Origin of the sequence: Clostridioides sp. ES-S-0005-03, assembly GCF_020658455.1 — a bacterium.
In the GTDB taxonomy this organism is placed as follows: Bacteria; Bacillota; Clostridia; order Peptostreptococcales; family Peptostreptococcaceae; genus Clostridioides.
In genome coordinates this window covers 1203296-1230167 of sequence record NZ_JACVWI010000001.1, presented here as the reverse complement: position 1 = coordinate 1230167, position 26872 = coordinate 1203296, and the positions used below count along the sequence as shown (strand labels likewise).

The window sequence follows — 26872 nt, the reverse complement described above, 5'->3', positions numbered from 1 at the left end:
CATGAGATGTATTTAAATCGTACTTTGTATGTCGTAGATGTAATGCTAAGTTTGGTTAAACAGTAACATGAGATGTATTTAAATTTAAATTCATGCCCCCTTTTTTAAGTATCCTTTCGTGTTAAACAGTAACATGAGATGTATTTAAATTGGCTTTCAAAAGCTTCTCCAGTTTTTGGTACAATAGTTAAACAGTAACATGAGATGTATTTAAATGAAGCTAACGCACTACTTGGAATACTCGCAAATAGAGTTAAACAGTAACATGAGATGTATTTAAATAAAATAAGGTTGGTATACTGCTCCCAAACGTAATTTGTTAAACAGTAACATGAGATGTATTTAAATTTAGTTGATGAGCAAGCAACTAAACCTATACTTAATGTTAAACAGTAACATGAGATGTATTTAAATTCGAAAATTATGCAGCCAGGTCTTAATCCATCTTTGTTAAACAGTAACATGAGATGTATTTAAATTTCTTTCCATTATTGCTGCTTGCTCTGCTTCACTTTGTTAAACAGTAACATGAGATGTATTTAAATTTTAAACAACTTCCTCACATTTGAATTTTAATTCTTGTTAAACAGTAACATGAGATGTATTTAAATCTTTGATGAGGTAGACAAGAAACTTGACTACATACACGTTAAACAGTAACATGAGATGTATTTAAATCTATAGCACTATTGGACATTCTTTCTTTCAAAGCAGGTTAAACAGTAACATGAGATGTATTTAAATACTTTAGATTTATAATTTATAAACTTATCTTTATTAGTTAAACAGTAACATGAGATGTATTTAAATTGGCTTTCAAAAGCTTCTCCAGTTTTTGGTACAATAGTTAAACAGTAACATGAGATGTATTTAAATATTATGTAATGAAATTGATGAGGACAAAATTGACGGTTAAACAGTAACATGAGATGTATTTAAATTAATATCCCCCTTTAAACAGTATGTAACTTTAAATTGTTAAACAGTAACATGAGATGTATTTAAATGTGTAAGCAGAATTTATGGAATATGAATGGTAAGTCGTTAAACAGTAACATGAGATGTATTTAAATTGTTGTTTTAACCGTTCCTAATTGTTCTGGAAATCAGTTAAACAGTAACATGAGATGTATTTAAATATCTTTGTGCTTAATCTTGTGCGTTAAACAGTAACATGAGATGTATTTAAATGTGGACTCGCAAATTCTTATAAAGGGGGTGATTTTTTGTTAAACAGTAACATGAGATGTATTTAAATTATTATACAATATTAAATTAAATAAAAATAATTTTATAGTAAATTATATTGTAAAATTATAAATTTTAATATTCTGAATAAGACAATATATGATATACTTATATATAAATAATCAAATAAATAGGTGATATTATGAAGCTTACAGGAACTTTAATAAATTACTATTTCCATTGTAAAAGACAATGTTGGCTACTTGGCAATAGAATAAACCTAGAAGAAAATAGTGAAGATGTAAAAATAGGTAGAATTCTTCATGAGCTAAAAGAAAAAAATTCAAAACATAAAGAAATTGCAATTGAAAATATAAAGATAGATAAATTAACAAAAGAATATTTAGTAGAGATTAAAAAGTCTGATGCTGATGTAGAAGCTGTCAAATGGCAAGTTCTTTTATACTTAAAAATATTAAAAGAAAAAGGAATTGTTAGAAAAGGAAAAATTGAATTTATAGAAAAAAACAAAACCGACAAAAAAATAGTTTTTGTAGATTTGAGCGAAGAAACTGAAAAACAGCTTGTATCTATAGAACAGGAAATTATCGATTTAATAAATAGGGATAAAGCACCATATCCAGATTTAAAAAAAGGGTGTAAAAAATGCGCTTATTATGAGTATTGTTATATATAAAATTAGATAACAACATATAAGGAGGTGTCATTATTGGGAAAGACAAAATATATTGGCTCAATGGGAGAGCTTTCAAGAAAAGACAATTCAATATGCTTTAGAAAAAATGGAAAGAATGTGTACATACCAGTAGAAAATACTAGCGAAATATTTTGTTTAAATGAAGTATCATTAAATTCTAAATTACTTGATTTTTTATCGAGAGCAAATATTGTTGTTCATTTTTTTAATTACTATGGTGGATATAGCGGAACCTTTTATCCTAAAGAATTTTTAATAAGTGGAAAGGTAACTGTAGCTCAGGTAAAAACCTTTGAGAATAGAAGAGAAGAAATAGCAAAATCTATAGTTAATGGTATAAGGATTAATACAATAAATACATTATCTCATTATTATAAACATGGAAATTCAGAAATACAACCATTATTATCACATCTAAAAAAAGATTCTCTAAATAAATTAGAAAAATCGAATAATATAAAAGAAATATTATCAGTTGAAGGAGATATTTGGCAAATATTTTACTCTTCCTTTAAATATATTTTAAGAGAAGAATTTATTTTTAATAAAAGAGTTAAGAGACCCCCAGATAATCCCCTAAATGCTATGATATCATTTGGAAATAGTATATTATATGCTAAAACTGTAACTGCTATATATAATACCCATCTAAATCAAAGTGTAAGTTTCTTACATGAACCAAGTGAAAGTAGATTTTCTTTAAGCTTAGACTTAAGTGAAAATTTTAAACATGCAGTAACATTTAAAACTATATTTGATTTAGTAAATAATAGAAAAATAAATGTTGAAAAACATTTTGATAAAAAATTGAATTATTGTATTTTAAATGATGAAGGAAAGCAGCTTTTTATAAATTCCTTAGAAGAAAGGTTAGAATCTGTAAAAGAGCATCCAAAATTGAAAAGAAAGGTAAGTTTGAAAACATGTATAAAACTAGATGCTTATAAAATATTAAAATGTATAATGGAACAAAAAGAATTTATTCCTTATAATTTAAAAGATAGTCTATAATTTTAAAAATAAATAAAATTCCTTAATGTAATAACACTAGAATTATAATAGTGATATTATTATTAAATATACATAATATACTATTATAATAGTGCAAATTAAAAGTAGAAATTCTCAGAGATAGTTGAAAATATGAAAGGAGGAAGTTCTGAAAAATAATTATAACATTTTGATTTATTGAAAGTTTATATGTTTTTCAGTTTAAGTAATATATTATATATGAAAAAGAAAAGTAATTTAAATTATAATTATGTATTTGTGGTTTATGATGTAGGAGAAAAAAGAGTAAATAAAGTTTTTAAAATATGTAAAAAGTATCTTTCACATTTCCAAAAATCAGTTTTTAGAAGAGAAATAACTCCATCTAAAATTATGAGTTTGAAACATGATTTAGAAAATATTGTAGATAAAGATAACGATTTTGTATGTATAATAAAATTAATGAATTCTAATATATTTGAAGAAGAAATAATAGGTAATAATAATAGTAATTGTGAAAATTTAATATTATAAATAATTTACTTAGTATACTCATAAAAACAAATATAATAAATTGTTAAAGGATAGTGAAATTAGACGATAGTTAAATTAAACTTGGAAATATTTATTAGTAAGGCTATGGCTATGAGAAGCATAGTCTTATTTTTATATTTTTTAAAATCTTTTACAAATCCTTTTTTATATTTAAACTTTCTAAATTAATATCTATAGCTATACATGCTGATTTGTTTATTTATTCTACTTTCCATTCTAGTCTTATAATGTATTGAATTTATAAAATACAATTGGATAAATCATATCAGGTGGTCTATTTTACCATTCAAGAGTCAAATGCATAACTTTATCAGTAACTTTTAGCTAATAGTGAATGAGGCATATGATGTCTTGATATACTCTGAGTAGAAATACCTTTTATTTCTATGTCTATTTATAGAATTTTAGCATCTTTATTCTTATTGTAATAGCTATAATCATTTAAATGATTATAAAGCTCCGTTTCCAATATTTAATGAATTGTATTTGTAAATAAATCTTTTAGTATCTTTTAAATATATATTGTTGTTTTAACATCATATTGTTAAATAAGTTTTATATATTATGATTCAATTATATAAGTGAGTACCAAAATCCATTCTATATTTATTATAATAAAATTATATTTACTAAAATGAAAATTACAACAGTAGTATTGAAATATAATTACTATTATGGTAATATTTAGTTACTAAAACTATTGATGTATTATGTCAACACAAATATCAATGCATTTTACAAAATGTTTTAGTAAAGATTAATAATAGAAAGGAGAGCAAATTGTGGGATATAAAAAAATATATAGATTGCCTATTTTGGTTATTGCTTTATTGGTTACTGGTACGACAACGGCCTTTTCTCTTAATACAACCAATTCAGAACAAACAAGTGTATACTTAACAAATTCAGAAAGTACTTCAACACAGAAGGTTTTAGACATTTCAAATAGCAAAGGTATTGCCAATAATAAAAATCTTCCACTAGCCATAAACAATAGCAAAATACAGTTTGATGATAGTCCATATCATTGGCCTAGCAATGTTATAAGTGTTAAGAATAACAGTAAAAAGGCAATCATAGATTATGAAATTGTGTGTCTTGCATATGACAAAAACGGAAAACCACTTGAACTATATTGGGATGCTCAAAATGTAGCCACAAATGGAGAGGTAGGAAGTGTTGGATTTGGTACAGATGGTGTAGATTATGGTATTGTTGCAGGTATATCTCCTGTATCTAAGAAAGCATACTCACATACTTATAGAAGAGTGCAACAATCACCACCAAAAGATATAATAAGTATGTTTGAAAAACAACAAGGTAAGGCATGGGTAGAAAAATGGCTGAAAGAATGGCAACAAATAGAGAAAGAATATGCAAAGAAAAATGCAATAGTTCCAGGTAAGAATCAAAATGATGCTTCTTTATTGTTTGATAAATGGAACCAATCAACTGGAAAGCATGATGTGAAGTATATTATATCATGTGTAAAGCAAGTAACATTTACTGATGGTAGTGCATGGAAAAATTCATCATATGAGACTTGGATGAAAGATTTTCAAGGAAAATCAGTGTCAACTAATGTGTTAGAAAATTACTGTAAGTAATATTTGACACTAATAAGATAAAATCAGGTATACACTTAATTGGTGTTAAGCCAGCTAAATACTTATTGTTCCAATGGAAATAGACATTTTTACAGATGTATTTTAATTGTGAAAATGAATCTTATAGATAGATATACCATAGACAGATATACATAAGATTATAGGCATGTATCAACTTTTGATAGGTGCTTTTTTTATTGGATAAAAAAGATAATGAATGCTATTCAATTTAGAACCTATTTAAGAATATATACTATAATTCTTCCTTGTATCATAAGTATACATGTAGTAAATACTTAGAAATAGTTTGTTTTTAATAATGAACTTATAAAAAATAAACTATTAAATAGTAGAAAAATAGATAAAAATAGCAATTTTTTATCTATTTTTCCATTCTCTATAAATACTCTTAATTATAAGGATATAATTCATAATAAGTTAGCAATAAATCAACCATTTTACCATAACTTTGGGTCCCTTCAGCAATTCCATTAGCTTTTAAATAAGAATTATTAAACTCATTGGAGATTTTATCAATTTTACCTTCATATCTTTGCCAAAATTCACTCTCATTTTTTAAATCCCTACGAACAGACTCTGAAATACCAGCAGAAATATCAGCATATGCCTTATAGTCAACTTTGCTTAAAGCAGAAGCAGTATAATTTAAGGCCAAAATATAGCCAGAATAATTAAAATCAATATCAGGATGTTTTATTGAAGTGAGATAACCTATAAAGTTAGCTTCATCTTCACTAGCAAATCCTCTCTGATGTGCCATTTCATGACCAACTGTACAAGGAATATATAAGTCAGGGATTGCAATATTAATATTTGCCTCACCTGTAAAGGGAAAGTATATACCAGTTATTCCTGTATAACACATAAGATGTGATGAAATAACATACTTTGGCTTAGAGTAACTACCACTAACACTAGGTAAAATATATGAAATTTTATCATATCCTAATTGAGCTCTATTTATGACACCTTTATAATCTGTATTAGATTTTACGACACCATTTTTATCTTGTAGTGTAAGTTTTCTAGTTTCATTTGCTTTAGCTACCAAAAATTTATATAACTCAGAAAGTTCTTTAGTACTATGTTGCTTTGATTGGACAGAACTGTTGTTTTTTAAATTGTATTGGTTGATAAGGGTATTCTCGAGTGGAACTCTATTGTAGTTTATACCCCAAAGTACTACAAAAAGAAAATAAACTATTGATAAAATGGATAATATATTTAAAATAGAATTCTTTAAAAATGTCTTTAAATTTCTATTCTTTTTGAAAATTGTAAATACAATAGAACATAAAAATAAAAAAATAGATATAACTATTATGTACATTGTAATTTCGTAGATAGAAAATGGAAATATTCCTGAAACTTTACTTAATAGCTGTATAACTTTTTTATCTATGGCTTGAGAATAATATTTTTCAACAATATGTGGAATTTTACTTGCTATGAAATTTAAAAACAAAGCAATAGGAAAAAGGATTAAAGAAAAATATTTTATTTTTTTACTCATATTTCACCTCGCAGACTTTAATTTATATAAATATATTATATATCAATTAAAGTTAGATTGTAAAATAGGTATAGTTATTTATATTTATGACTTTATACTAAATAAATGATAAGTTATAATATTCATATGAATAAACAATTTATGTATAACTAATAATAATTAAAAATAACAATTGTATAAGGAGTAAAAAATATTATGATAATAAGGCTTACTAAAGATAATTTTAATTTTAGATTTAAACAATATGAAGGGATGTTTTTTCATGCTGAAGTAAACGAAGGAGAAGAATCAATTAAATACAAAATAACTAAAGATAAAGATGGCACTGAACTAAAAGAGTTTGGAAATACACATATAAAGGATAATATGATATATATACCTCAAATAGAAGCATACATAGATTTAAACAGTATAAAATAAAGATTGTAGGTATTAATTTAAAAAGAGGGTTATGTTTAGGGGGGAATACAGTATGAGTAAAGCATTAGACATAGTAATAAGACCAGTAAGAAGGGAAGACGCGAAATCGATTAATGAAATGAGAAGAGCATATAATGTTATGAGAAATACACTAGCATTAATGAGTGATAGTCTAGATAGAACTATAGCTATGCTAGATTCTCTAGGTGAAAATGATTATATGTTTGTGGCTGAAATTGATAATGATGTAGAAAAAAATGTAATAGGTTTTGCTGGTTTACATGTGAATCCATCTCCAAGATTAAGACATAGTGCAGAACTAGGAATAACTGTTGATGAAAAGTATCATGGTATAGGAGTAGGTCAAAAGCTTATGGAACAACTTTTAGACATAGCAGACAATTGGATTAAGTTGATGAGAGTAGGGTTAGAAGTAATTGTAGACAATGAAAAGGGATTAAACTTATACAAAAAACTGGGATTTGAAATAGAAGGAACTAAAAAATATGCTGTAATTAGAGATGGAAAATTTGAAGATGTTTATATCATGGGAAGATATAATAAAGATTTAATTTAACTCATTCCAATAAAAATAGAGAAGTAGAATAGATTATCTATTAATAAAGAATTTTCATTAAAGATAATTTAATATTACTTCTCTATTATATTTTAAAAACTTTATTATCGAAAATTTATAAAAACATTCTATATACAAATAGAATTATTAGCAATATCAAAGCTACCTTAAAAGCTAGACTAGCAACAGTTTTTATAATTTTTACAGAAACGCCTATAGCAACTATAGCAAATACTATTTTAAAGAGTAAATCTATATCCATATTTAAGCCTCCTATTCTATCATACATATAGATATTATTGACAAATATCTAGGAAAAAATTCCATCAATACACTATAATAAATTGTTTATATTTGTAATTTATTGAGTCTATTATTATATAATACATAAAAGAATAAATCAAGATAGTAAAAAAATACTTATAAAAGGTATTGATATAACTGAAAATAATGTCGTAAAAAATACACATTGTGAGGCTAGTGTTACATTAGAATCATATTGATTAGCAAATATAGCAGTATTTGCAGCAGCAGGCATAGAAGAAATTACTACTGGTATAGCTAAAATCATTTTATCATTAACCCACCCTTTTAGAATAAAGTATATAATCACAGGAAGTACTAATAATCTTACAATAGTAACTAGATATAATCTTTTATTTACAAAACAATCTATTGCTGAAGAATTAGCAAGCAAACTACCAATAATAATCATAGATATTGGTGTAGTCATATCTCCTAACATCTTAAGTGGATCATTTATAAACTGAGGTAATCTAAGACCTGTTATAAATAAAAATAAACCAATAACTACTGCTATTGTAGCAGGGCTTATAAGTGATTTCATTGAAAATCCTTTAGTGGTACTACCTTTAGATAACAAGTAAATTCCCAAAGTAAAAGAAAACAAGTTAAATGGTAGATTAAAAATAGCGGTGTAGAATATAGCTTCATGGCCTAGAACTGCTTCAATTACAGGATAACCCATGAAAGCTACATTTGAAAAAACAACTATATACTGATATATCCCCAGGTCTTTTGTATCTTCACATTTTAAAATGTATTTTAACAAAAAAGCAATTATAATAGAAACTATATACATAACTAAGGATATAAATAATAATAGTAGTATTTTTTGTATCATTTTATTATCAAAGTTAATCTGCATAGAACTAATTATCATAGATGGTAAAAAAATAGTCATTGTCAAATTTGAAAGTTTAGATGTACAGTGTTCATCTAATAAGTTGAATTTTCTGACAAAGTATCCTACTAAAATAATTATAAATAAAACTGCAACTTGAATAAAAATATTGCTGAAATTCATAAAATGTCCCCCCTATATATACATTATATACCAACTCAATAATAAAATCTAATGATTATAAAATTTAAAATTCAATATTACAATATAGTGACAAAAGGTAAAAATTCAATATTATAGCATTAATTATGGTTTATAATGTATAATAATGTTTGAGAGAATATATTTTATAAAATGGGTAGGTAGCGAATAATGAAAAACACAAAATTTTCTATAAGAAAAATAAAAAATATATCTAGTGACCCCAAAGTTATACATACTAAGGGAGCTCTTTTTGAAAAAATGGGAAAGACAGAAAGTGCAATAGAATTATATAAAAGTGCAGCATTAGATAATTATGTAAAATCTCAATATACTTTGGGAAATATATATGAAAATAAAAAGCAATTTAAAGAAGCAGAAAAATGGTATTCAATGGCATATAAGAATGGAAGTGAAGATGCTGCATTTGATTTGGGTAATATGTATTATAGATTAGATGGATATGAGTATGCTATATACTGGTATGAGAAAATAGCTACTATAGGATATTTACAAGCACAAAATAATTTAGGTGTATGCCATTTTAAAATGAAAGATTTTATAAGATGCGAAAAGTGGTTAAAAGAAGCAGCAGATAATAATCTAGGTAAGGCTTGTTTTAATCTAGGAGTATTGTATACATTTTTAGAAAAAGAAGATGAGGCATATGAATATTATAAAAAAGGTTCTGTACTTTTAGATGATGATGCGAAGTATAATCTAGCAATACTAAATGGAAAGAAGAAGGACAATAAATCTACAGTAAGTCTATATAAGCAATTGTATAAGTCTGGTCATATGAAAGGTTGTTTTAACTTGGGTATGATTATGGAAATCAATGATAATTTGGAAGAAGCAGAGAGATATTATAAAAAGAGCGCAGATAGAGAAGATGTAAAATCTGAGTATAGACTTGCATATGTATATGATAGAAAAGAAGAATTAGGAGACGCAATTTATTATTATGAAAAAGCAATAGAAAAAAATCACACACTTTCTAAATATAGACTTGCAAATTTATATAATAGAGAGAATGAGATAGAAAAAGCAAAGACTTATTATAAAATGGCAGCAGAAGATGATATAACAGAAGCTAAAAACAATCTAGCAGGTATATATTTTGAAGAAAAAGATTATGAAAATGCTATAAAGTACTATGAAGATGCTATAGCTGTTGGATGTAAAAGTTCTCTTGAGAATCTTGGAGACTTATATTATCAAAATCAAGATATAGAAAAAGCAGTTTCATATTATTCTAGAATTCCAAATAATGTATCGTGTCAAATAAAATTAGGGAATATATATGAAGATTTAAATAACATAGAAGAAGCTATAAGTTGGTATAAAAAAGCATCTGAAAATGGAGATACCAAATCTAGCTATAGATTGGGATGTATATATGAGAATTTAGGAAATACAAAAAATGCTAGAAAGTATTTTGAGATGGCAAGTAGTAAAAATCATATGAATGCGCGTATACATTTAGGTAGAATTTATTTTAGAGAAGGAAAACTAGAAGAATCTAAAATGATGCTTGACACACCTGCTAATGAAAATAATATATATGCTCAACACATGGTAGGACTTATTTATGATATGTTTTACAAAGATTATGTTAATTCCAAATACTGGTATGAGAAGGCTAGAGCACAAGGTTGTGTTGAATCAATATATAATTTAGGGCAAATTTATTTAAAATTAAATGATGATGCAGAAGCTGAAAAATATTATAAAGAAGGTATTAAATTTGGGAGTAAGAAGTGTGAATATATGCTTGCAGGACTTTACTACAAAAAAAGTTTAGATATGTATATTTCTCTAGCAGATGAAGAATATGATAACTGTGGAGAAATAGTAGAAGATTTCCCTAAACTAAATATAAACTTTGATGAAATATTAATTCCACCATTTAAATTACAGGAAGAAATACTTGATGAAGAAGAGTATGTTCCAATTTATATATTGAACATAAAAGAAAGTTTAGACTCAATGTTGGAAGGTCTTGAAACTGAAATGAGTATAGATGAAGAATATGATAATTAAAAAACCTGATAAAAAGAGTATTTTTAAACTAAATAAAAGCCATTGGAGTAAATGTAAATTAATTAACTCTAATGGCTTTTTCTTATTAATATTTTATAATAGCTTGTTTCTTGACATAAAAAATGTAATTATTATGCATATTATAGAAGTAATGAGCATAATTATCCAAAATCCATTTGGGTTATCAGAAAATGGCATATTGATAACATTCATACCAAAGAATCCTGATATTATTGTAGGTATTGAGAAAATTAGTGTAACTACTGTTAAAAATTGCATAACATTATTTTGATTATTACTTATAATTGCACTGAAAGCATCCATAATTCTACTCAATATATCTCCATAGATTTTAGCCATATCAAGAGCCTGTCTATTTTCGACTATAACATCTTCTAAGAGGTCTTCATCATCTGGATATTTCTTTATACCAGCAGTTCTAACCATCTTGTTTAAGACCAATTCATTGGACTTTAAAGAGGTAGAGAAGTATACCAAAGACTTTTCTAATTCCAATAGTTGTACTAGTTCTTTATTTTTCATAGATTTGTAAATTTCTCGCTCTATTATGATTGTCATTTTATTTATTTTTCTTAAGTAATGCAAGTAATAAGCTGCATTTTTATGAAGAATTTGAAGCAAGAAGCGAGTTTTTTTAAATGTAAAAAAATCTTTAATATGACCAACTATAAAGTCATTTAAAATCTTAGTTTGTGCATTACAAACTGTTATAATAGCTTCTTGAGTTATTATAATACCTAAGGGTATTGTAGTATAATGAGAAGAATTAGAGTCACTTTCGTCTACTGGTATATCTATAAGTATAAGAGTATGATTGTCTTCAACATCTATTCTTGAGCGCTCTTCTTCATCTAGTGCAGATTCTATGCTTTCTACATCTATATTTAATAAATTAGAAATTTCGTTGATTTCACTATGATTAGGTTCAACAAGATTTATCCAACAGCCATCTTCAAAAAAACTAAGTTTCTCTAATTTTGAATCTATAGTTTTGTAATATCTTATCATGGCAACACATCCTTTATTCAGTTTTATATAAATCTCATCATTTAATAGTATCTATTAATTAACTAATTTATATAACTGAATATCTGTATTAGTTTTAAAGTTAGATATTATTAAGTGATGAAATTGTAAAAAATTCTCTCCGCAACGGACTAGTATCCATTGCTCATCACTCTCCTTATTTATTATTTTATACATGCCTATATACAAAAGAAGTATTTTAAGCACTCTTTAATATAATACCTTTTCCAGGTATATAAATCAAGTTTTGATTTAGTCAAATGATATTTTTGCCATAATTTACATGTAAAACATAACAGTCATATTTAACTTAGATAAAGTATATATATACTCTGAGTGAAAATATTAAATATATTAGAAAATGAATAGGTATCTATATCCTTACTCCTTTATAATATGTTTAATAAAAAATACTTTGTTTTTCAAAGTAAATTCTAGTAATAATTTATGATGAAAATAAAAGTATTATCAATATAATAGAATGAGAGGTTATTAGAGGTATGAGTGAATTTAAAGAGATTATGTCAGAAGAAATTAAAAGTAATCCATTTAAGTTGATAGGTAAAGACTGGACATTGATAACAGCTGAAAAAGAAGGTAAAGTAAATACAATGACTGCTAGTTGGGGTGGACTTGGAGTTATGTGGGGAAAAAATGTTGCTTTTGTAGTAATAAGACCACAACGTTATACTAAAGAATTTATAGATAATACAGATACATTTTCTCTTACTTTTTTTGATGAAGATTTTCGTGAAGAACTTTCTTATTGTGGTAAAGTATCTGGTAGGGGAGAGGATAAAATATCTAAAATAGGATTTAATATAGAATATTTGAATGATACACCTTATTTTAAAGAGGCAAAGTTGGCTATTATATGTAAAAAAATGCACTGCCAAAAAATTGACCCACAATGTTTTATTGATGAAGAGATAGATGGAAGATGGTATCCACAAAAAGATTATCACACTCTATATGTAGCTGAGATAACAAATGTACTTGTAAAAGAAGATTAAATAATATGCAATGATAGGGTTATATCAGTAAGCAGTATTATAGAAAGCAAAGAAAATTTAATTATGATATATAAGTGATTGAGTTTTTATACATGAAATTTTCTACAATTGATTGGAAAATAAATTAAGTAAGAGCAAGTGAAATTTTGAAATATACTATTAATAATGGTGTAAATTATATTTATATAGTATCTTAATAAAAATAAAGATGAGAATATAAATAAGCTAAGGATATAAATATGTTAATATAGATTGATTAGTAACATATTTAAAAATCCTTAGCTTAATAAAAATTTAATTTGTAAATTTTCAAATTATAATTCAGAAATTAATTCATTGATAACATCTTCAACAGAACTTAACTTATCAATTTTATACGCATTATTGCCACAGAATAAAAGTGAATTTTCCACATCTCCTTTAACAGCATTAATTAATGCTTGAGAAATACAGTATGGTGTTTCTTTTGGATTGCAAGGAATCAAACAGTTGTAACATTTTTTTATCTCTGGACGATTAGTTTTAACATCTTCTATAAATTTATTTCTTATAGCACGTCCAGGAAGACCTACAGGGCTTTTAACTATGTGTACATCTTCTTCTGTAGCATTTATATACGCCATTTTAAAGTTTTCATGTGCATCACACTCATAAGTAGCAACAAATCTCGTACCAACTTGTACACCACTTGCTCCCATATCAATATATTTTTTTACATCACTACTAGAAGTTATGCCACCAGCAGCAACAACTGGAATGTTCTTGCCAAATTTTTCTCCATAATTATTTGCAACTTTTAATATCTCAACAAATTCTTTATCATAGTCTATAGAATCTATGTTATCAAGCTCCTCATTAGAGTATCCAAGATGACCACCAGCTTTTGGACCTTCAACAACTATTAAGTCAGCAGTAGTTTTCTCTTTTCTATCCCACATTTTTAAGATTACACTAGCAGCTTTTGCAGTAGAAACTATAGGTGCTATTTTTACATTACTTCCTTTTACTAAAGATGGTAGTTTATTAGGAAGTCCAGCCCCTGATATTATAAGGTCTACACCAGCTTTAACAGCTTCTTTTACATATGTTTCATATTCTTTCATAGCGACCATGAAATTAATGCCAATAATGCCACCATTTGAAATTTCTTTTGCTCTGGAAATATGTTTTTTTATAGCTATTAAATTTGCATTTATAGTGTTAGTCTCAAAATCTTCCTCATCATAACCAATTTGAACTCCAGAAACTACACCAACACCACCAAGCTTAGCAACAGCACCAGCAAGTGATGATCTAGATATACCAACGCCCATTCCACCTTGAATTATAGGAACTTTTGCAACTAAATCTCCAATTATTAACTCTTTTATGATAATCCCTCCTCAATGTAAACATGTTTAAAGAACTAGATTATAATACTTAATATTATTACCTAGTCCTAATTATTATACTACAAATTATAATAAAAGAGTAGTTATATTTTATATGTGAGACAATAATTATAGAATATTTAAAACTGCTCCTTTAGAATCACAACACAACTCTTTTATTTCCCAATTAGATTTTAAGTTTGATAGATAATCTCTCATATTATGCACGAAATTATCATCATTTTCTTTTATTAAAGCCATTATAGTAGGCCCAGCTCCACTTAAGAATACGCCAATACTATTTAATTGTTCAGATTTTTTAACAATATCACTGTAGTTTTCAATTAAAGTACCCCTATAATCTTGATGCAATTTATCTTGACAAGCTACTTTAAGAAGCTCAAAGTTTTTGTTTAACAGTGCAGACACAAGTAAAGCGACTCTACTAACATTAAACACTCCATCAGAATATGGTATTTCTTTTGGTAAAACACCTCTAGCTTTTTCAGTTGACAGTTTGAAATTAGGTATCATTGCACAAAATTTGAGTTCATTAGGGATTTCTATAATATCGTAGTGTATATTGTCATTATCAGTAACAGAAACAACCATATTACCTAAAATAGCAGGAGCAACATTATCTGGATGTCCCTCTATTTCTGAAGCTATATTTAACAACTGGCATTTATCTAAATTAGCATTTGATAGAGCATTTGCAGCTATAACGCCAGCAACTATACAAGAGGCACTACTACCAAGACCTCTACATATAGGGACATCACTTTGGATTTTTATTTTGATACCAGTAGGTATTTTAGCTGGCTTAACTCTATCAAAGAAGTATTTCATAGATGTATAAACTAAATTATTTTCATTTTTGTAGGCATCTTCGCAACCTTCTATTTCAAGACCACTTTCAATTTCTTCAACATAAAATTTATTATATATATTTAAAGCAATTCCAAGACAATCAAATCCTGGACCTATATTTGCACTTGTTGCAGGAACTATAATTTCTAACATAATAATCACCTATACCTTTAAGAATTTTTCTATAGCTATTTTTAATTCATCCTTTTCATAAATATCTTTATGTAGTATTTCTGCATTTTGAAGATTTCTAATAGGTTTTGGTATATCTACCTTAGCAATATTTGATAATCTATCTATTATGGCAAAATCATCAAGATTTCCAAAATTGGAGTCTATAGATTTTAAAACATCTTCAGAAAACTTAAATGGGCTTGCAGTACTTACAACAACAGTTTTTGTATCATCAGAAGTTTCTTTTTTGTATTTTTCATAACAATTATATGCAACAGCAGTATGAGTATCGATTAAATAATTGTAATTTTTAAAAATATTATTTATCGTGTTTTTAACTTCTTCCTCATTAGAATATTCACCATAGAATGAAGCCAGATTCTTTTTCATATCTTCATTTATTTTATAAACTCCATCTTCACTAAGATTAGATAGAAGTCTGCTTACAGTTTCAGTATTTCTATTTGATATTTCAAATAATAATCTTTCTAAATTACTTGAAATTAATATATCCATAGAAGGTGAAGAAGTCAATTTCAATGCTCTATTTTTATCATATATACCAGTTTTAAAGAAGTCATAAAGTACATTGTTGTCATTTGATGCACATATCAATTTATTTATTGGAAGTCCCATTTGTTTAGCATAATATCCAGCTAAAATATTACCAAAGTTACCAGTTGGGACTACAAAATTTATTTTGTCATTTAACTTTATTTCATCACTATCTACCAATTTCATATATGAATAAAAATAGTATGCAACTTGAGGAAGAAGTCTTCCTATGTTAATTGAATTAGCAGAAGATAAGATATAATTACTATCTAATAGTTTTTCATTAAATTCCTTATTAGAGAAAATTTTCTTTACACCAGATTGTGCATCGTCAAAATTTCCTTTTATACCAACTATATATGTATTTTTTCCAGTTTGAGTCTTCATCTGAAGTTTTTGCACTGCACTTACACCATCTTCTGGAAAGAATACAATTATTTTTATCTTGTCTATATCTTTAAAACCTTCAAGTGCTGCTTTTCCTGTATCTCCAGATGTAGCAGTAAGAATTACAACATCTTTTTCTAAATTATCTTTTTTAATAGATGTTTTAAGAAGGTGAGGCATTATAGTAAGTGCCATATCCTTAAATGCTAAAGTTGGACCATGATATAATTCTAAGAAATAAGCATCATTTACTTTATTTAATGGAGCTATACTAGTGCAATCAAATTTTTCGTCATATGCATTTGTTATACAATCTTTAATCTCAGATTCAGTAAAATCGCATAAAAATTTACTAAGTACAAAAAATGCTATTTGGGAATACGTTAAATTTACTAAATCTATAAGTTCATTTTTTACATTTGGAAATTCACTTGGAACATAAAGACCACCATCGTTTGAAATTCCTTTTATTATTGCTTGTGATGCAGTTACTTTTTCTTTGGTGCCTCTTGTACTTGAATAATACATTTCTATAATCCTCCATATATTTTAAATTTTTAATTAGCTAATTAAACTAGATACAGAATATTTTAAAAACTGAATTTAGGTAATAAAAAAAGACCCTCATCCCTAAAAAAGGGACGAGAATCTGTTTCCCGCGGTTCCACCCAAATTGATTTTAAAAAATCCACTTGATACTTTAACGTAAGTAGTAAAACGTCTATTCTTACTAAAATCATAAGATAACTTCAGATAGAAGCTCATAGGTAGTTTTCAATCTTTCTAGTTAAAGAAACTTTTCAGCTAATAGTTTCCTTCTCTGGTAACCGATTCAGATTTACTCTTCCTAATCAAAGCCTTTCAATATTCTTAATATTATTAATTATTCTAGAATATAAAACAGACAAAGTCAAGTATTAATATAAAAATTTGGAAAAAATATTTTTTGAAATGTAAAAAAACTGTAATCAAATTGACTTATATACAGAATATTTTTTTAACCTTTTTAAATCTATAAAAACTTGAATTTTCATAGAAATGAAGTGGATTTTAATAAAAATTAATTAGAAGATAAGAGTTACATATCTGTAATATTAAAATTTTATGCTACACCATATTACAAAAAAAGTTTACAAAACTTTAATTTGAAAAATGTAATTATATGGTATATCATATAAATATAGATAAATAGCGTTAATATTTAAACGATTAATTGTACTTGAATTAATAAAAGTATATAATTCTTAATTTGAAAAAAATACTATTGTAAAATTACAAATATGTTCAAATTAAATTCACAAGTATTTCACATAATAAGAGTATACTGTAAACAAAAGGAGGTATTAAATATGGGAATAGTACTTATAACAGCAGCATTAGTTTTGGTTATGTATGGACTTTCAATTCTATCATATATATCAGAAAGCAATATATTAGAAGACACTGTAAATGATAACCAATAAGGTTTTAAATTATATAAATAAGTAGAACTGTAAGTAAAAATTACTTTTTATTTACAGTTTTTTTATATATTTATTAAATAAAGTTAAAATGTAAAAAATAATACTTTATTTATAGCTATCAGTTTTTAAATTAATCCTTTCTATAAACTAACAAAAATAATGTTTTGTTTATAGTATATATGGATAATAATAGTAAAGTATAAGAATAATGAGAATAATATATAAGAAATAATAATATAAAGAGAGGTAAATTGTCATGGTAGATATTATTGTAATTGGTGCTGGACCAGCAGGTTTAACTTCAGCAATTTATGCTATGAGAGCTGGTTTAAGTGTAACAGTCTTTGAAAAAAGTATTTATGGAGGTCAAGTTGCAAGTACATCTGAGGTAGAAAATTATCCAGCAGTTCAAAAAATTTCTGGTATAGAGTTTTCTACTAACATATATAATCAAGCAGTCGATCAGGGTGTTGATATTCAGTTTGATGAAGTAGAAAGGATAAGTTTAGAAGGTAAAGTAAAAATTGTTAAAACAGCATCAGGAGAACATAAAGCAAAGGCTGTTATCCTCGCAAATGGAGTCGAAAGACGTAAATTAGGATGTGTTGGAGAAAAAGAGTTTACAGGTAGAGGAGTATCTTATTGTGCAACATGTGATGGAGCCTTTTTTAAGAATAAAGAAGTTGCAATAGTTGGTGGAGGAAATACTGCATTAGAAGATGCTTTATTTTTAGCTAATAATTGTACAAAAGTGTACTTAATTCACAGAAGAGATGATTTTAGAGGTGAAGAAGTATTAGAAAAGTCAGTAAAGGCAAGAAAAAATATTGAGATACTTTATAGTCATGGTGTAGAAAAAATAGAAGGTGAAAAGACAGTATCAAGAATAGAAGTAAAAGACTTAAAAACTGAGGAGAAAAGAACTATAGATGTAAGTGGTATTTTCATTGCTATAGGACTTAAACCTAACAATAAAATGTTTGAAAATGTACTTGAGTTAGATGAAGGTGGGTATATAGTTTCAGATGAGTCTTGCACAACATCAGTTGAAGGTGTATATGTAGCAGGAGATAATAGAACGAAGTTTTTACGTCAAATAATAACAGCAGCTTCAGATGGTGCTATCGCAGCTGTTCAAGCAGCTAATTATATAAATGTTGAATAAATATAACTCTTAAATAAAAATAGCCATATAACACTATAAAGAAAATATATCTTTAAGTATTATATGGCTATTTAGTAAACAGATATTAGAATTTATTTACCTTGTCTAGACTTATTATATCTTAATCTATCATGTTCATTTAATAATCTTTTTCTAAGTCTTATAGAATCTGGTGTGATTTCAACTAATTCATCATCTTCTATAAATTCTAATGCTTCCTCAAGAGTGAATATTCTAGGAGGTGATAATTTTATAGCATCATCTGAACCAGAAGCACGTACGTTACTCATTTTCTTGTTTTTACAAGGATTAACTACCATGTCGTCTTTTCTAGAATTCATACCAATTATCATACCTTCATAAACTTCTACACCAGGGTCTACAAACATCGTAGCTCTATCACTTAAAGCATTAAGAGAATATCCCATAGTAACACCAGGTCCTTGTGCTATTAAGACACCATTTCCTCTTGAAGGTATTTCACCCTTAAATTCTTCAAATTTTTCAAATGAACGAACTAGAGTACCTTCTCCACGAGTAGCATTTATAAACTCACTTCTATATCCTAAAAGACCACGAGTAGGAGCTAAGAATTCTATTTTTACATAGTCTCCTTCTATTGACATAGACTCCATCATACCTTTTCTCATGTTCAATTCATTTATAATAGTACCTGAATAAACTTCTGGACAGTTTACAATAACTCTTTCTACTGGTTCCATCAATTTTCCATCTTCTTTATGCATTAAAACTTCAGGCTTAGAAACACCAACTTCATAACCTTCACGTCTCATATTTTCAAGAAGTATAGATAAATGAAGTTCTCCACGTCCAGAAACTTTATATCCATCAGTAGTATCAAGAGGTTCAACTTTAAGTCCTACATTTACTTCAAGTTCTTTTTCAAGTCTGTCTTTTAAATGTCTAGTTGTAACGAATTTACCACTTTTTCCAACAAATGGGGAATCATTTACTAAGAAGTTCATAGAAAGAGTAGGCTCTTCTATTTTTATCATTTCCATAGGAAGTGGATTATCTAAATCACATAGAGTTTCTCCTATAGATATATCAGGAATACCAGATATAACAACTATTTCTCCACTAGTAGCTTCATTCACTTCAACTTGTTTTAAACCTTCATATACAGAAAGTCTTGATACTTTTCCTCTAGATACAACAGAACCTTCTCTACAAATAGCAACTTGTTCATTGCTTTTAAGTGTTCCTTTATAGATTCTACCTATACCAAGTCTACCTACATAATCATCATATGCAAGAGCTGATATTTGGAATTGTAGAGATTCATTGTCGTAATCAGGATAAGCTTCAACATGATTTACAATAGTTTTAAATAGTGGAGATAGGTCTTCACTGTCATCATCCATTTCAAGTTTAGCTATACCTTGTTTAGCTATTCCATATATTATAGGGAACTCACATTGTTCGTCTGTTGCATTTAAGTCTACAAATAAATCGAAAACTTCATTAACTACTTCTTCCGCTCTTTGGTCTTTTTTATCAATTTTATTGATAAATAGTATTGGTTTTAAACCGAACTCTAAAGATTTTTGTAAAACAAATCTAGTTTGAGGCATTGGGCCTTCGCTTGCATCAACTAGTAAAATAACTGTGTCAACAGTTTTCATAACACGTTCAACTTCAGAAGAAAAGTCGCTATGTCCTGGTGTATCAACTATATTTATTTTATAGTCTTGATAGTTTATTGCACAGTTTTTTGAATATATAGTTATGCCTCTTTCTTTCTCAAGGTCGTTACTGTCCATAACGCAGTCTTTAACTACTTCATTTTCTCTAAAAACACCACTTTGAGAAAGGAAAGCATCAACTAGTGTTGATTTTCCTGCATCAACGTGGGCAATAACTGCGATATTTATAATTTTATGTTTTTGTGACATTTTTGTTGCTCCCTTCGATTAAAATAACTTATTAATTATATCACAATATATTATTAGGTACAAGGAAAAATAGATTAAAATGCATTAATATAATTTAAATTAGGTAAAAATGTTGATTTCAAATATATAAATTTATTTTGTTTAAAAAAAATTTTTAGACAAATAATAAATTTATAAATGAACATACTAATTTAAAAGTAGAGGATGATATATATTGGAAGTAACTAAAATAATCATTAAATATTTTACAAGTGAAAGTGATATTTTCATAAAAGAGGAAGTAGATAATTTTGAAGAACTTTTAAGATGTTCTAAAAAGTTTATTGAGGGTAAAAAAATAGAAGAAGATGTTTTATATATAAAATCTAAAGAAAACTACAAAGTAAATGTAGTTAAGTTTATAGAAGTTAAAGAATTGGAGATAGTAAGAAAACAGCAAATACCCCCATACATGTAATAATAGAATTACTATAAAATGGAATGCATGGAAATAATTTATTGTAAAAAAAAAATTACAAAGCTTATATTTGGGTATAACTGTATTAATTAGACATTAATTAGGAGGAACTTAAATATGATAAGAGTATGCCCAAACTGTTCAAATGTGGATGTAAATAAGCTAAAAACTTTAGTTGGAGAAGAAAATGTGAAGACTGGTTGTATAGGTCAATGTAGAGCATTTAAAAAAGAAGCTGTAGGAATAATAGATAATGAGCTTGAAATAAGAGAAACAGAGGAAGAATTTTTTGAAGCATGTAAGAAATAAACTATACATGTAAGAAAAAACTACAGTAGAAAATAAATTATATAAAAGAGAGCATATAAATTGAGTAAGTATTTAGCAATTTATTTGCTCTCTTTTTATGTACATATTTAATTATGAGTATACTTTTTTATTAAATACAAATAAATATAACTAAATTAAATTTATTTATTAAAAAAATATTGATTAAATATACCTGTAGGGGGTATAATAAATACTATAGATTTCCAAATAAAGAATTTATCAATATTACATATCAAAATAAAATATACAAATTAATTGAAAATATATTGAAAGAGAGGAAGAGTTTATTATGAGTTCAAATAAAATAGTAGAAAATTATAAAATAACAGGTATGACATGTGCAGCTTGTGCAAAGGCAGTAGAAAGAGTAACTAAGAAATTAGATGGAGTATATGACCAAAGCGTAAACATAGCTACTGAAAAACTTAAGATAGAATATGACAATTCTAAAGTTAGCTTTGATGACATAAAACAGGTTGTAGAAAAAGCTGGATATGGAATTATAAAGGAAGAAAGTAATAAAAAAATTGATATGAAAATTGATGGAATGACATGTGCAGCCTGTGCAAAAGCTGTAGAGAGAGTAGTAAAAAAATTGGATGGAGTAGAAAGTATTAGTGTAAATATTGCAACTGATAAAGCTAATATAGACTATAATCCATCAAAAGTAAAATTATCTCAGATAAAAGCAGCTATAGAAAAAGCTGGTTATAAACCAATAGAAGAAGTAAAAAATAAAGTTGATGTAGATGAAGATAAATTAAGAAAAGAAAAAGAAATGAATACTTTATTTATTAAATTCATAGTTGCAATAGTATTTGCAGTACCTTTGTTTTATATAGCAATGGGTCCTATGATAATAAAACCTATAGGACCATGGCCTTTACCAGAAATTCTAAATCCTATGACAAATACTTTAAATTATGCATTAGTTCAATTGATTTTAGTAATCCCAGTTATGATAGCTGGATATAAATTTTATATAAATGGGTTTAAAGCACTTTTTTCTTTAAGTCCTAATATGGATTCTTTGGTTGCAATTGGTACCTTGGCAGCATTTTTATATAGTCTATATACAACAGTACAAATAGCAAATGGACAAATTCAGGGTATGCACCATCATCAGTTGTATTATGAAAGTGCAGGAATAATAATAGCACTTATATTACTTGGTAAATATTTAGAATCAAAATCAAAAGGAAAAACATCAGAAGCAATTAAAAAACTTATGGGGCTACAACCTAAAACTGCAATAGTAATAGTTGATGGTAAAGAAATAGAGACTCCTATAGAAGAAGTTGGAATAGGAGATATAATACTAGTAAAACCAGGGACTAAAATACCAGTAGATGGAGTTGTAATAGAGGGATATACATCAGTTGATGAATCTATGCTTACAGGTGAAAGTATACCAGTAGAAAAAAATATTGGAAGTAAAGTTACAGGAGCTAGTATAAATAAAAATGGTGTTATTAAATTTAAAGCTGAAAAAATTGGTGGAGATACAGCTCTTGCTCAAATAATAAAATTAGTTGAAGATGCACAGGGTACAAAAGCACCCATTGCTAAACTTGCTGATACTGTTTCTGGATATTTTGTACCAATAGTAATTGCAATAGCTATAGTATCATCATTATTGTGGTTTTTAGTGGGTGGAAAAGATATAGTATTTGTACTTACTATATTCATATCAATACTTGTAATTGCTTGCCCTTGTGCATTAGGATTGGCTACACCAACTGCTATAATGGTTGGAACTGGAAAAGGTGCAGAAAATGGAATACTGATAAAAGGTGGGGAAGCACTAGAATCTGCTCACAAAGTAAATACAGTAATATTTGATAAAACAGGTACAATAACAGAAGGAAAACCAAAAGTAACAGATATTGTATTAAATAATGTGAAAGAAGAATACCTAATTAAGATTGCTTCAAGTGCAGAGAAAGGTTCAGAACATCCTCTAGGAGAAGCAATAGTTAGATATGGAGAAGAGAAAAATATACAGATTGAAAAAGTTGATAACTTTAAAGCTATACCAGGTGCTGGTATACAAGTTACTATAAATAATGAAAATATATTACTTGGAAATAGAAAGCTTATGAACGACAATAATATTAACCTTAAAGATTTAGAGGAAAAATCTAATATACTAGCAAGTCAAGGTAAGACACCTATGTATATTGCTGTAGATGGAAATTTATCAGGAATAATTGCAGTTGCAGATGTGGTTAAAGAAAGTAGTAAAAAAGCAATAGATATTCTTCATGATATGGGAATAAAAGTTGCAATGGTAACTGGAGATAATGTTAAGACTGCAAATGCTATAGCAAGTCAAGTAGGTATAGATATGGTATTAGCAGAGATTTTACCAGAAGATAAATCAAAAGAAGTTGAAAAATTACAAAATCAAGGTAAGTTTGTTGCAATGGTAGGAGATGGAATAAATGATGCACCAGCTCTTGCAAAAGCTGATATAGGAATAGCAATAGGAAGTGGAACAGATGTAGCAATTGAGTCTGCAGATATAGTGCTTATGAAGAGTGATTTAATGGATGTTCCAACTGCGATTAAACTTAGTAATGAAACTATAAAAAACATAAAGCAAAACTTATTTTGGGCATTTGGATATAATACAATTGGTATACCTGTAGCAGCAGGATTATTGTATATATTTGGAGGACCTCTTTTAAATCCAATGATTGCAGCAGCAGCCATGAGTTTAAGTTCAGTTTCGGTAGTTTCAAATGCGCTTAGACTTAAAAATTTCAAAGCATATAAAAAAAATTAGAATAATAAATTAAGTAAAAATGTATTTAAAAGAGCTATCTTTAATTAAAAGGATTAATTTACAAATTAAGATAGTTCTTTTTTCATGTAAAATTCACAACAATGAGATAAAATATAAGTAATATAAGAAATTTTAAAATAGAAAGGATTGATAGGATGAACTCGTCAATACTTGTAATCGAAGACGATTCAAACATACAAGAATTAATATCAGAGTTTTTAAGTGCAGAAGGCTATCAGGTTGAGTCAGCAAATGATGGATTAGAAGGTATACAAAAATTTAAGCAAGGAAGTTATGACTTGGTAATATTAGATATAATGATGCCAAACTTAGATGGTTATGGAGTTTGTAAAATGATAAGAAAATCATCAAGTGTTCCAATTATATTTTTGACTGCTTTAAACGATGAAGGAGATCAACTTAAGGGATTTGACTTAGAATGCGATGATTATATAACAAAACCATTTTCATTTAATCTTCTCATTAAAAGAGTAGAAGCTATCTTGAGAAGAAGCAACAAAACGATAAATGATAAGTTTATAGTTTTTGAAAAATTAAAGTTAGATTTAAACACATATATTGCTGAAATAGATGGAGAGCCTATAGAACTTACATTAAAAGAATTTAATATATTGAAAGCTTTGATAGAAAAATATCCACAGGTTATAACTAGGGAAGGTCTTTTAGATAGTATATGGGGTTATGATTATTATGGAGATACTAGAATTGTTGATGCACATATAAAAAATATAAGAAAAAAAATATCATTACCATATATTAAAACTGTAAAAGGAATAGGATATACACTTGAGAAGGATATTTGATAAGTGGGAAAAATTAAGTATAAAGTATAAATTATTTTCCATAACAACATCATTATTAATAGCATTAGCTTTAATAATATACCTAATTTTATATTTTTTATTGCCATCATATTATCATGAGTATAAAATTGAGTCTCTTCAAGAAAGCTTAAAATCTCTAGTAGATAGTTCAATTCACTTTGATACATATACTTTAGAAGAAAGACTCTATTATATGGCTAAAGACCAAAACCTTGCTATTTTACTAAAAGACAACCAAGGAAAAATTGTATATGGTAAAAATGAAGTAGTTATTTTAAGATATAGTAAGTATATGATTAATAGTATTGAAGATGAGTATAGGACATCTATACCTATATATACAAAAGACTCAAAAGACGGGCCATATAGTTTAGAACTTGTTATGCCATTACAGCCAATTGACGAAGCAAATGAAGTCATAAGAAAGTTAATGCCATACATTATATCAATAGCGATATTAATAGCAATTATTGGAGCATATATATATTCAATCGTAATAACAAAGCCTCTTATAAATATAATAGAGAGTGAAAGAGAACAGGAATATAGAAGAAAGGATTTTGTTGCAACGATATCACATGAATTAAAAACTCCAATAACCATAATAAGTGGTCAAATTGAAGGAATGATTTATAGTGTAGGTAAGTATAAAGATAGGGATACTTACTTGAAAAAATCATATGAATGTACACAAGAGCTAAAAGATTTAGTAAATGAGATGATAGAGGTTTCAAAATCAGAAATACTAGAAAAAGATTTAAAATTAGTATCAATAAATATAAGTGAACTTTTAAATAGACTGGTAAAAAGACAAGTATTTTTAATAGAAGAAAAACATATGAAAACTATTCTAAAAATAGAAGAAAACCTAGAAATTAAGGCAGACCAAGAGAGAATAACTAAAGCAATTAATAATATAATAAATAATGCTATAAAATATTCTCCTGAAGGCTCAGACCTTGTAATTAGACTTTATGATAAAAACAATCGAATAAACAAAAAAACTTCTAATCAAAGAATTATTTTAGAAATTGAAAATACTGGTGTAACTATAGAGAAACGTTACTTAGAAGAGATATTTAATCCATTTTATAGAATAGAAAAATCTCGTTCAAGAAAAACTGGAGGAAGTGGTCTTGGTCTTTATATAGTCAGTCAAATTTTTAAAACTCATGGGTTTGAATACAGTATAAAAAATAAGGAAAACTCTGTAGTATTTACGGTTGAATTTAAAAATTAGCTTTAAAACATATATAGAGTATCTTTTCATAAGTTGGAAAATGTCAGCATAGACTGTATTTACGAGTTTTGATAAGGATGGTAGTAGAAAATTAGCAAAATCAAGGCTTTGCAGACAGCAGGCAGACAGTGTGATTATATAAAACTGAATATTATGATAGAAAAAGGACGCATTTTTGAAATCTGCGTCCTTTTTCTATTGGATTTTGCTTATCCTTGAAAAGTCAGCAGGAAGTAAAGAACGTCATTGAATGGGCTTCATTGATGGCTTTTGAT

Annotated in this window: 22 protein-coding genes, 1 CRISPR repeat array and 1 other annotated feature (1 of these 24 only partly in view); of the genes, 14 read left to right on the top strand and 8 right to left on the bottom strand. The window is 27.0% G+C overall.

The features are described 5' to 3' along the window. Nucleotides 1-1258: a CRISPR direct-repeat array (repeat unit 30 nt; unit sequence GTTAAACAGTAACATGAGATGTATTTAAAT) (it extends 868 nt beyond the left edge of the window). A 132-nt stretch (nucleotides 1259-1390) separates the two neighbouring features. The 4 genes from cas4 to IC218_RS05855 all read left to right on the top strand — a co-directional run bounded on the left by cas4 (nucleotide 1391) and on the right by IC218_RS05855 (nucleotide 5058). Continuing rightward, nucleotides 1391-1885, top strand: coding sequence for a CRISPR-associated protein Cas4 (gene cas4 / locus IC218_RS05870; protein WP_227824012.1), 495 nt, complete (start codon nucleotides 1391-1393; stop codon nucleotides 1883-1885). A gap of 33 nt (nucleotides 1886-1918) precedes the next feature. Then, complete coding sequence (cas1b, locus tag IC218_RS05865; protein WP_227824011.1) at nucleotides 1919-2917, top strand: type I-B CRISPR-associated endonuclease Cas1b; 999 nt, start codon at nucleotides 1919-1921, stop codon at nucleotides 2915-2917. Between the two features lie 219 nt (nucleotides 2918-3136). After that, the gene (gene cas2, locus IC218_RS05860; RefSeq protein WP_227824010.1) at nucleotides 3137-3430 is read left to right on the top strand and encodes a CRISPR-associated endonuclease Cas2; all 294 of its coding nucleotides are present in this window, start codon (nucleotides 3137-3139) and stop codon (nucleotides 3428-3430) included. Nucleotides 3431-4233: 803 nt separating this feature from the next. After that, complete coding sequence (locus tag IC218_RS05855) at nucleotides 4234-5058, top strand: DUF5780 domain-containing protein (RefSeq protein ID WP_227824009.1); 825 nt, start codon at nucleotides 4234-4236, stop codon at nucleotides 5056-5058. 409 nt (nucleotides 5059-5467) lie between these two features. Here IC218_RS05855 and IC218_RS05850 read toward each other — a convergent pair whose 3' ends face one another. Further along, on the bottom strand, nucleotides 5468-6592 hold the full coding sequence (locus IC218_RS05850; protein WP_227824008.1) for a DUF3810 domain-containing protein: 1125 nt from the start codon (nucleotides 6590-6592) through the stop codon (nucleotides 5468-5470). A gap of 195 nt (nucleotides 6593-6787) precedes the next feature. Here IC218_RS05850 and IC218_RS05845 point away from each other — a divergent pair, with 195 nt between their 5' ends. Further along, entirely contained in the window at nucleotides 6788-7012 is a 225-nt protein-coding gene (locus IC218_RS05845; protein WP_227482555.1) for a hypothetical protein, read from the top strand. A gap of 52 nt (nucleotides 7013-7064) precedes the next feature. Beyond that, complete coding sequence (locus tag IC218_RS05840) at nucleotides 7065-7589, top strand: GNAT family N-acetyltransferase (RefSeq protein WP_227824007.1); 525 nt, start codon at nucleotides 7065-7067, stop codon at nucleotides 7587-7589. A 115-nt stretch (nucleotides 7590-7704) separates the two neighbouring features. Here the strand turns inward: IC218_RS05840 and IC218_RS05835 are convergent, their stop codons facing one another. Both IC218_RS05835 and IC218_RS05830 read right to left on the bottom strand, forming a co-directional pair. After that, a complete protein-coding gene (locus IC218_RS05835; protein ID WP_227434777.1) occupies nucleotides 7705-7851 on the bottom strand; it encodes a hypothetical protein in 147 nt (48 codons plus the stop codon). 138 nt (nucleotides 7852-7989) lie between these two features. Next, nucleotides 7990-8916 carry an AEC family transporter gene (locus IC218_RS05830; RefSeq protein WP_227824006.1) on the bottom strand — a complete coding sequence of 309 codons (927 nt, stop codon included), beginning with the start codon at nucleotides 8914-8916 and terminating at the stop codon, nucleotides 7990-7992. 189 nt (nucleotides 8917-9105) lie between these two features. On the opposite strand from IC218_RS05830, the gene IC218_RS05825 reads away from it, so the two are divergent. After that, nucleotides 9106-10977: a tetratricopeptide repeat protein gene (locus IC218_RS05825; RefSeq protein ID WP_227434775.1), complete on the top strand. Its 1872-nt coding sequence runs from the start codon at nucleotides 9106-9108 to the stop codon at nucleotides 10975-10977. A 93-nt stretch (nucleotides 10978-11070) separates the two neighbouring features. Here IC218_RS05825 and IC218_RS05820 read toward each other — a convergent pair whose 3' ends face one another. Then, nucleotides 11071-12006, bottom strand: a complete 936-nt coding sequence (locus IC218_RS05820; RefSeq protein ID WP_227434774.1) for a magnesium transporter CorA family protein — start codon at nucleotides 12004-12006, stop codon at nucleotides 11071-11073. Between the two features lie 518 nt (nucleotides 12007-12524). Between IC218_RS05820 and IC218_RS05815 the strand changes: the two genes are divergently transcribed. Further along, the gene (locus IC218_RS05815; RefSeq protein WP_227434773.1) at nucleotides 12525-13037 is read left to right on the top strand and encodes a flavin reductase family protein; all 513 of its coding nucleotides are present in this window, start codon (nucleotides 12525-12527) and stop codon (nucleotides 13035-13037) included. A 314-nt stretch (nucleotides 13038-13351) separates the two neighbouring features. Here IC218_RS05815 and IC218_RS05810 read toward each other — a convergent pair whose 3' ends face one another. The 3 genes from IC218_RS05810 to thrC form a co-directional block, all read right to left on the bottom strand. Further along, nucleotides 13352-14410 carry an NAD(P)H-dependent flavin oxidoreductase gene (locus IC218_RS05810; protein ID WP_413927324.1) on the bottom strand — a complete coding sequence of 353 codons (1059 nt, stop codon included), beginning with the start codon at nucleotides 14408-14410 and terminating at the stop codon, nucleotides 13352-13354. A 126-nt stretch (nucleotides 14411-14536) separates the two neighbouring features. Further along, on the bottom strand, nucleotides 14537-15430 hold the full coding sequence (gene thrB / locus IC218_RS05805; protein ID WP_227824005.1) for a homoserine kinase: 894 nt from the start codon (nucleotides 15428-15430) through the stop codon (nucleotides 14537-14539). 9 nt (nucleotides 15431-15439) lie between these two features. After that, complete coding sequence (thrC, locus tag IC218_RS05800; RefSeq protein ID WP_227824004.1) at nucleotides 15440-16921, bottom strand: threonine synthase; 1482 nt, start codon at nucleotides 16919-16921, stop codon at nucleotides 15440-15442. Between the two features lie 106 nt (nucleotides 16922-17027). Beyond that, nucleotides 17028-17257 (bottom strand) — a binding site (T-box leader). A gap of 855 nt (nucleotides 17258-18112) precedes the next feature. On the opposite strand from thrC, the gene trxB reads away from it, so the two are divergent. Beyond that, a complete protein-coding gene (gene trxB, locus IC218_RS05795; RefSeq protein WP_227482559.1) occupies nucleotides 18113-19021 on the top strand; it encodes a thioredoxin-disulfide reductase in 909 nt (302 codons plus the stop codon). Nucleotides 19022-19113: 92 nt separating this feature from the next. On the opposite strand, the gene typA is transcribed toward trxB, so the two are convergent. Beyond that, a complete protein-coding gene (gene typA / locus IC218_RS05790; RefSeq protein ID WP_227434769.1) occupies nucleotides 19114-20937 on the bottom strand; it encodes a translational GTPase TypA in 1824 nt (607 codons plus the stop codon). Between the two features lie 214 nt (nucleotides 20938-21151). On the opposite strand from typA, the gene IC218_RS05785 reads away from it, so the two are divergent. From IC218_RS05785 to IC218_RS05765, 5 genes are all read left to right on the top strand, one after another. Then, nucleotides 21152-21394, top strand: a complete 243-nt coding sequence (locus IC218_RS05785) for a hypothetical protein (protein ID WP_227824003.1) — start codon at nucleotides 21152-21154, stop codon at nucleotides 21392-21394. 117 nt (nucleotides 21395-21511) lie between these two features. Further along, the gene (locus IC218_RS05780) at nucleotides 21512-21703 is read left to right on the top strand and encodes a DUF1450 domain-containing protein (protein ID WP_227434767.1); all 192 of its coding nucleotides are present in this window, start codon (nucleotides 21512-21514) and stop codon (nucleotides 21701-21703) included. Between the two features lie 310 nt (nucleotides 21704-22013). Beyond that, a complete protein-coding gene (locus IC218_RS05775) occupies nucleotides 22014-24512 on the top strand; it encodes a heavy metal translocating P-type ATPase (RefSeq protein WP_227824002.1) in 2499 nt (832 codons plus the stop codon). Between the two features lie 155 nt (nucleotides 24513-24667). Continuing rightward, nucleotides 24668-25336 carry a response regulator transcription factor gene (locus tag IC218_RS05770; RefSeq protein ID WP_227434765.1) on the top strand — a complete coding sequence of 223 codons (669 nt, stop codon included), beginning with the start codon at nucleotides 24668-24670 and terminating at the stop codon, nucleotides 25334-25336. Then, a complete protein-coding gene (locus IC218_RS05765; protein ID WP_227824001.1) occupies nucleotides 25320-26597 on the top strand; it encodes a sensor histidine kinase in 1278 nt (425 codons plus the stop codon). Before IC218_RS05770 ends, IC218_RS05765 begins: the two co-directional genes overlap by 17 nt. Nucleotides 26598-26872 lie beyond the last annotated feature (275 nt).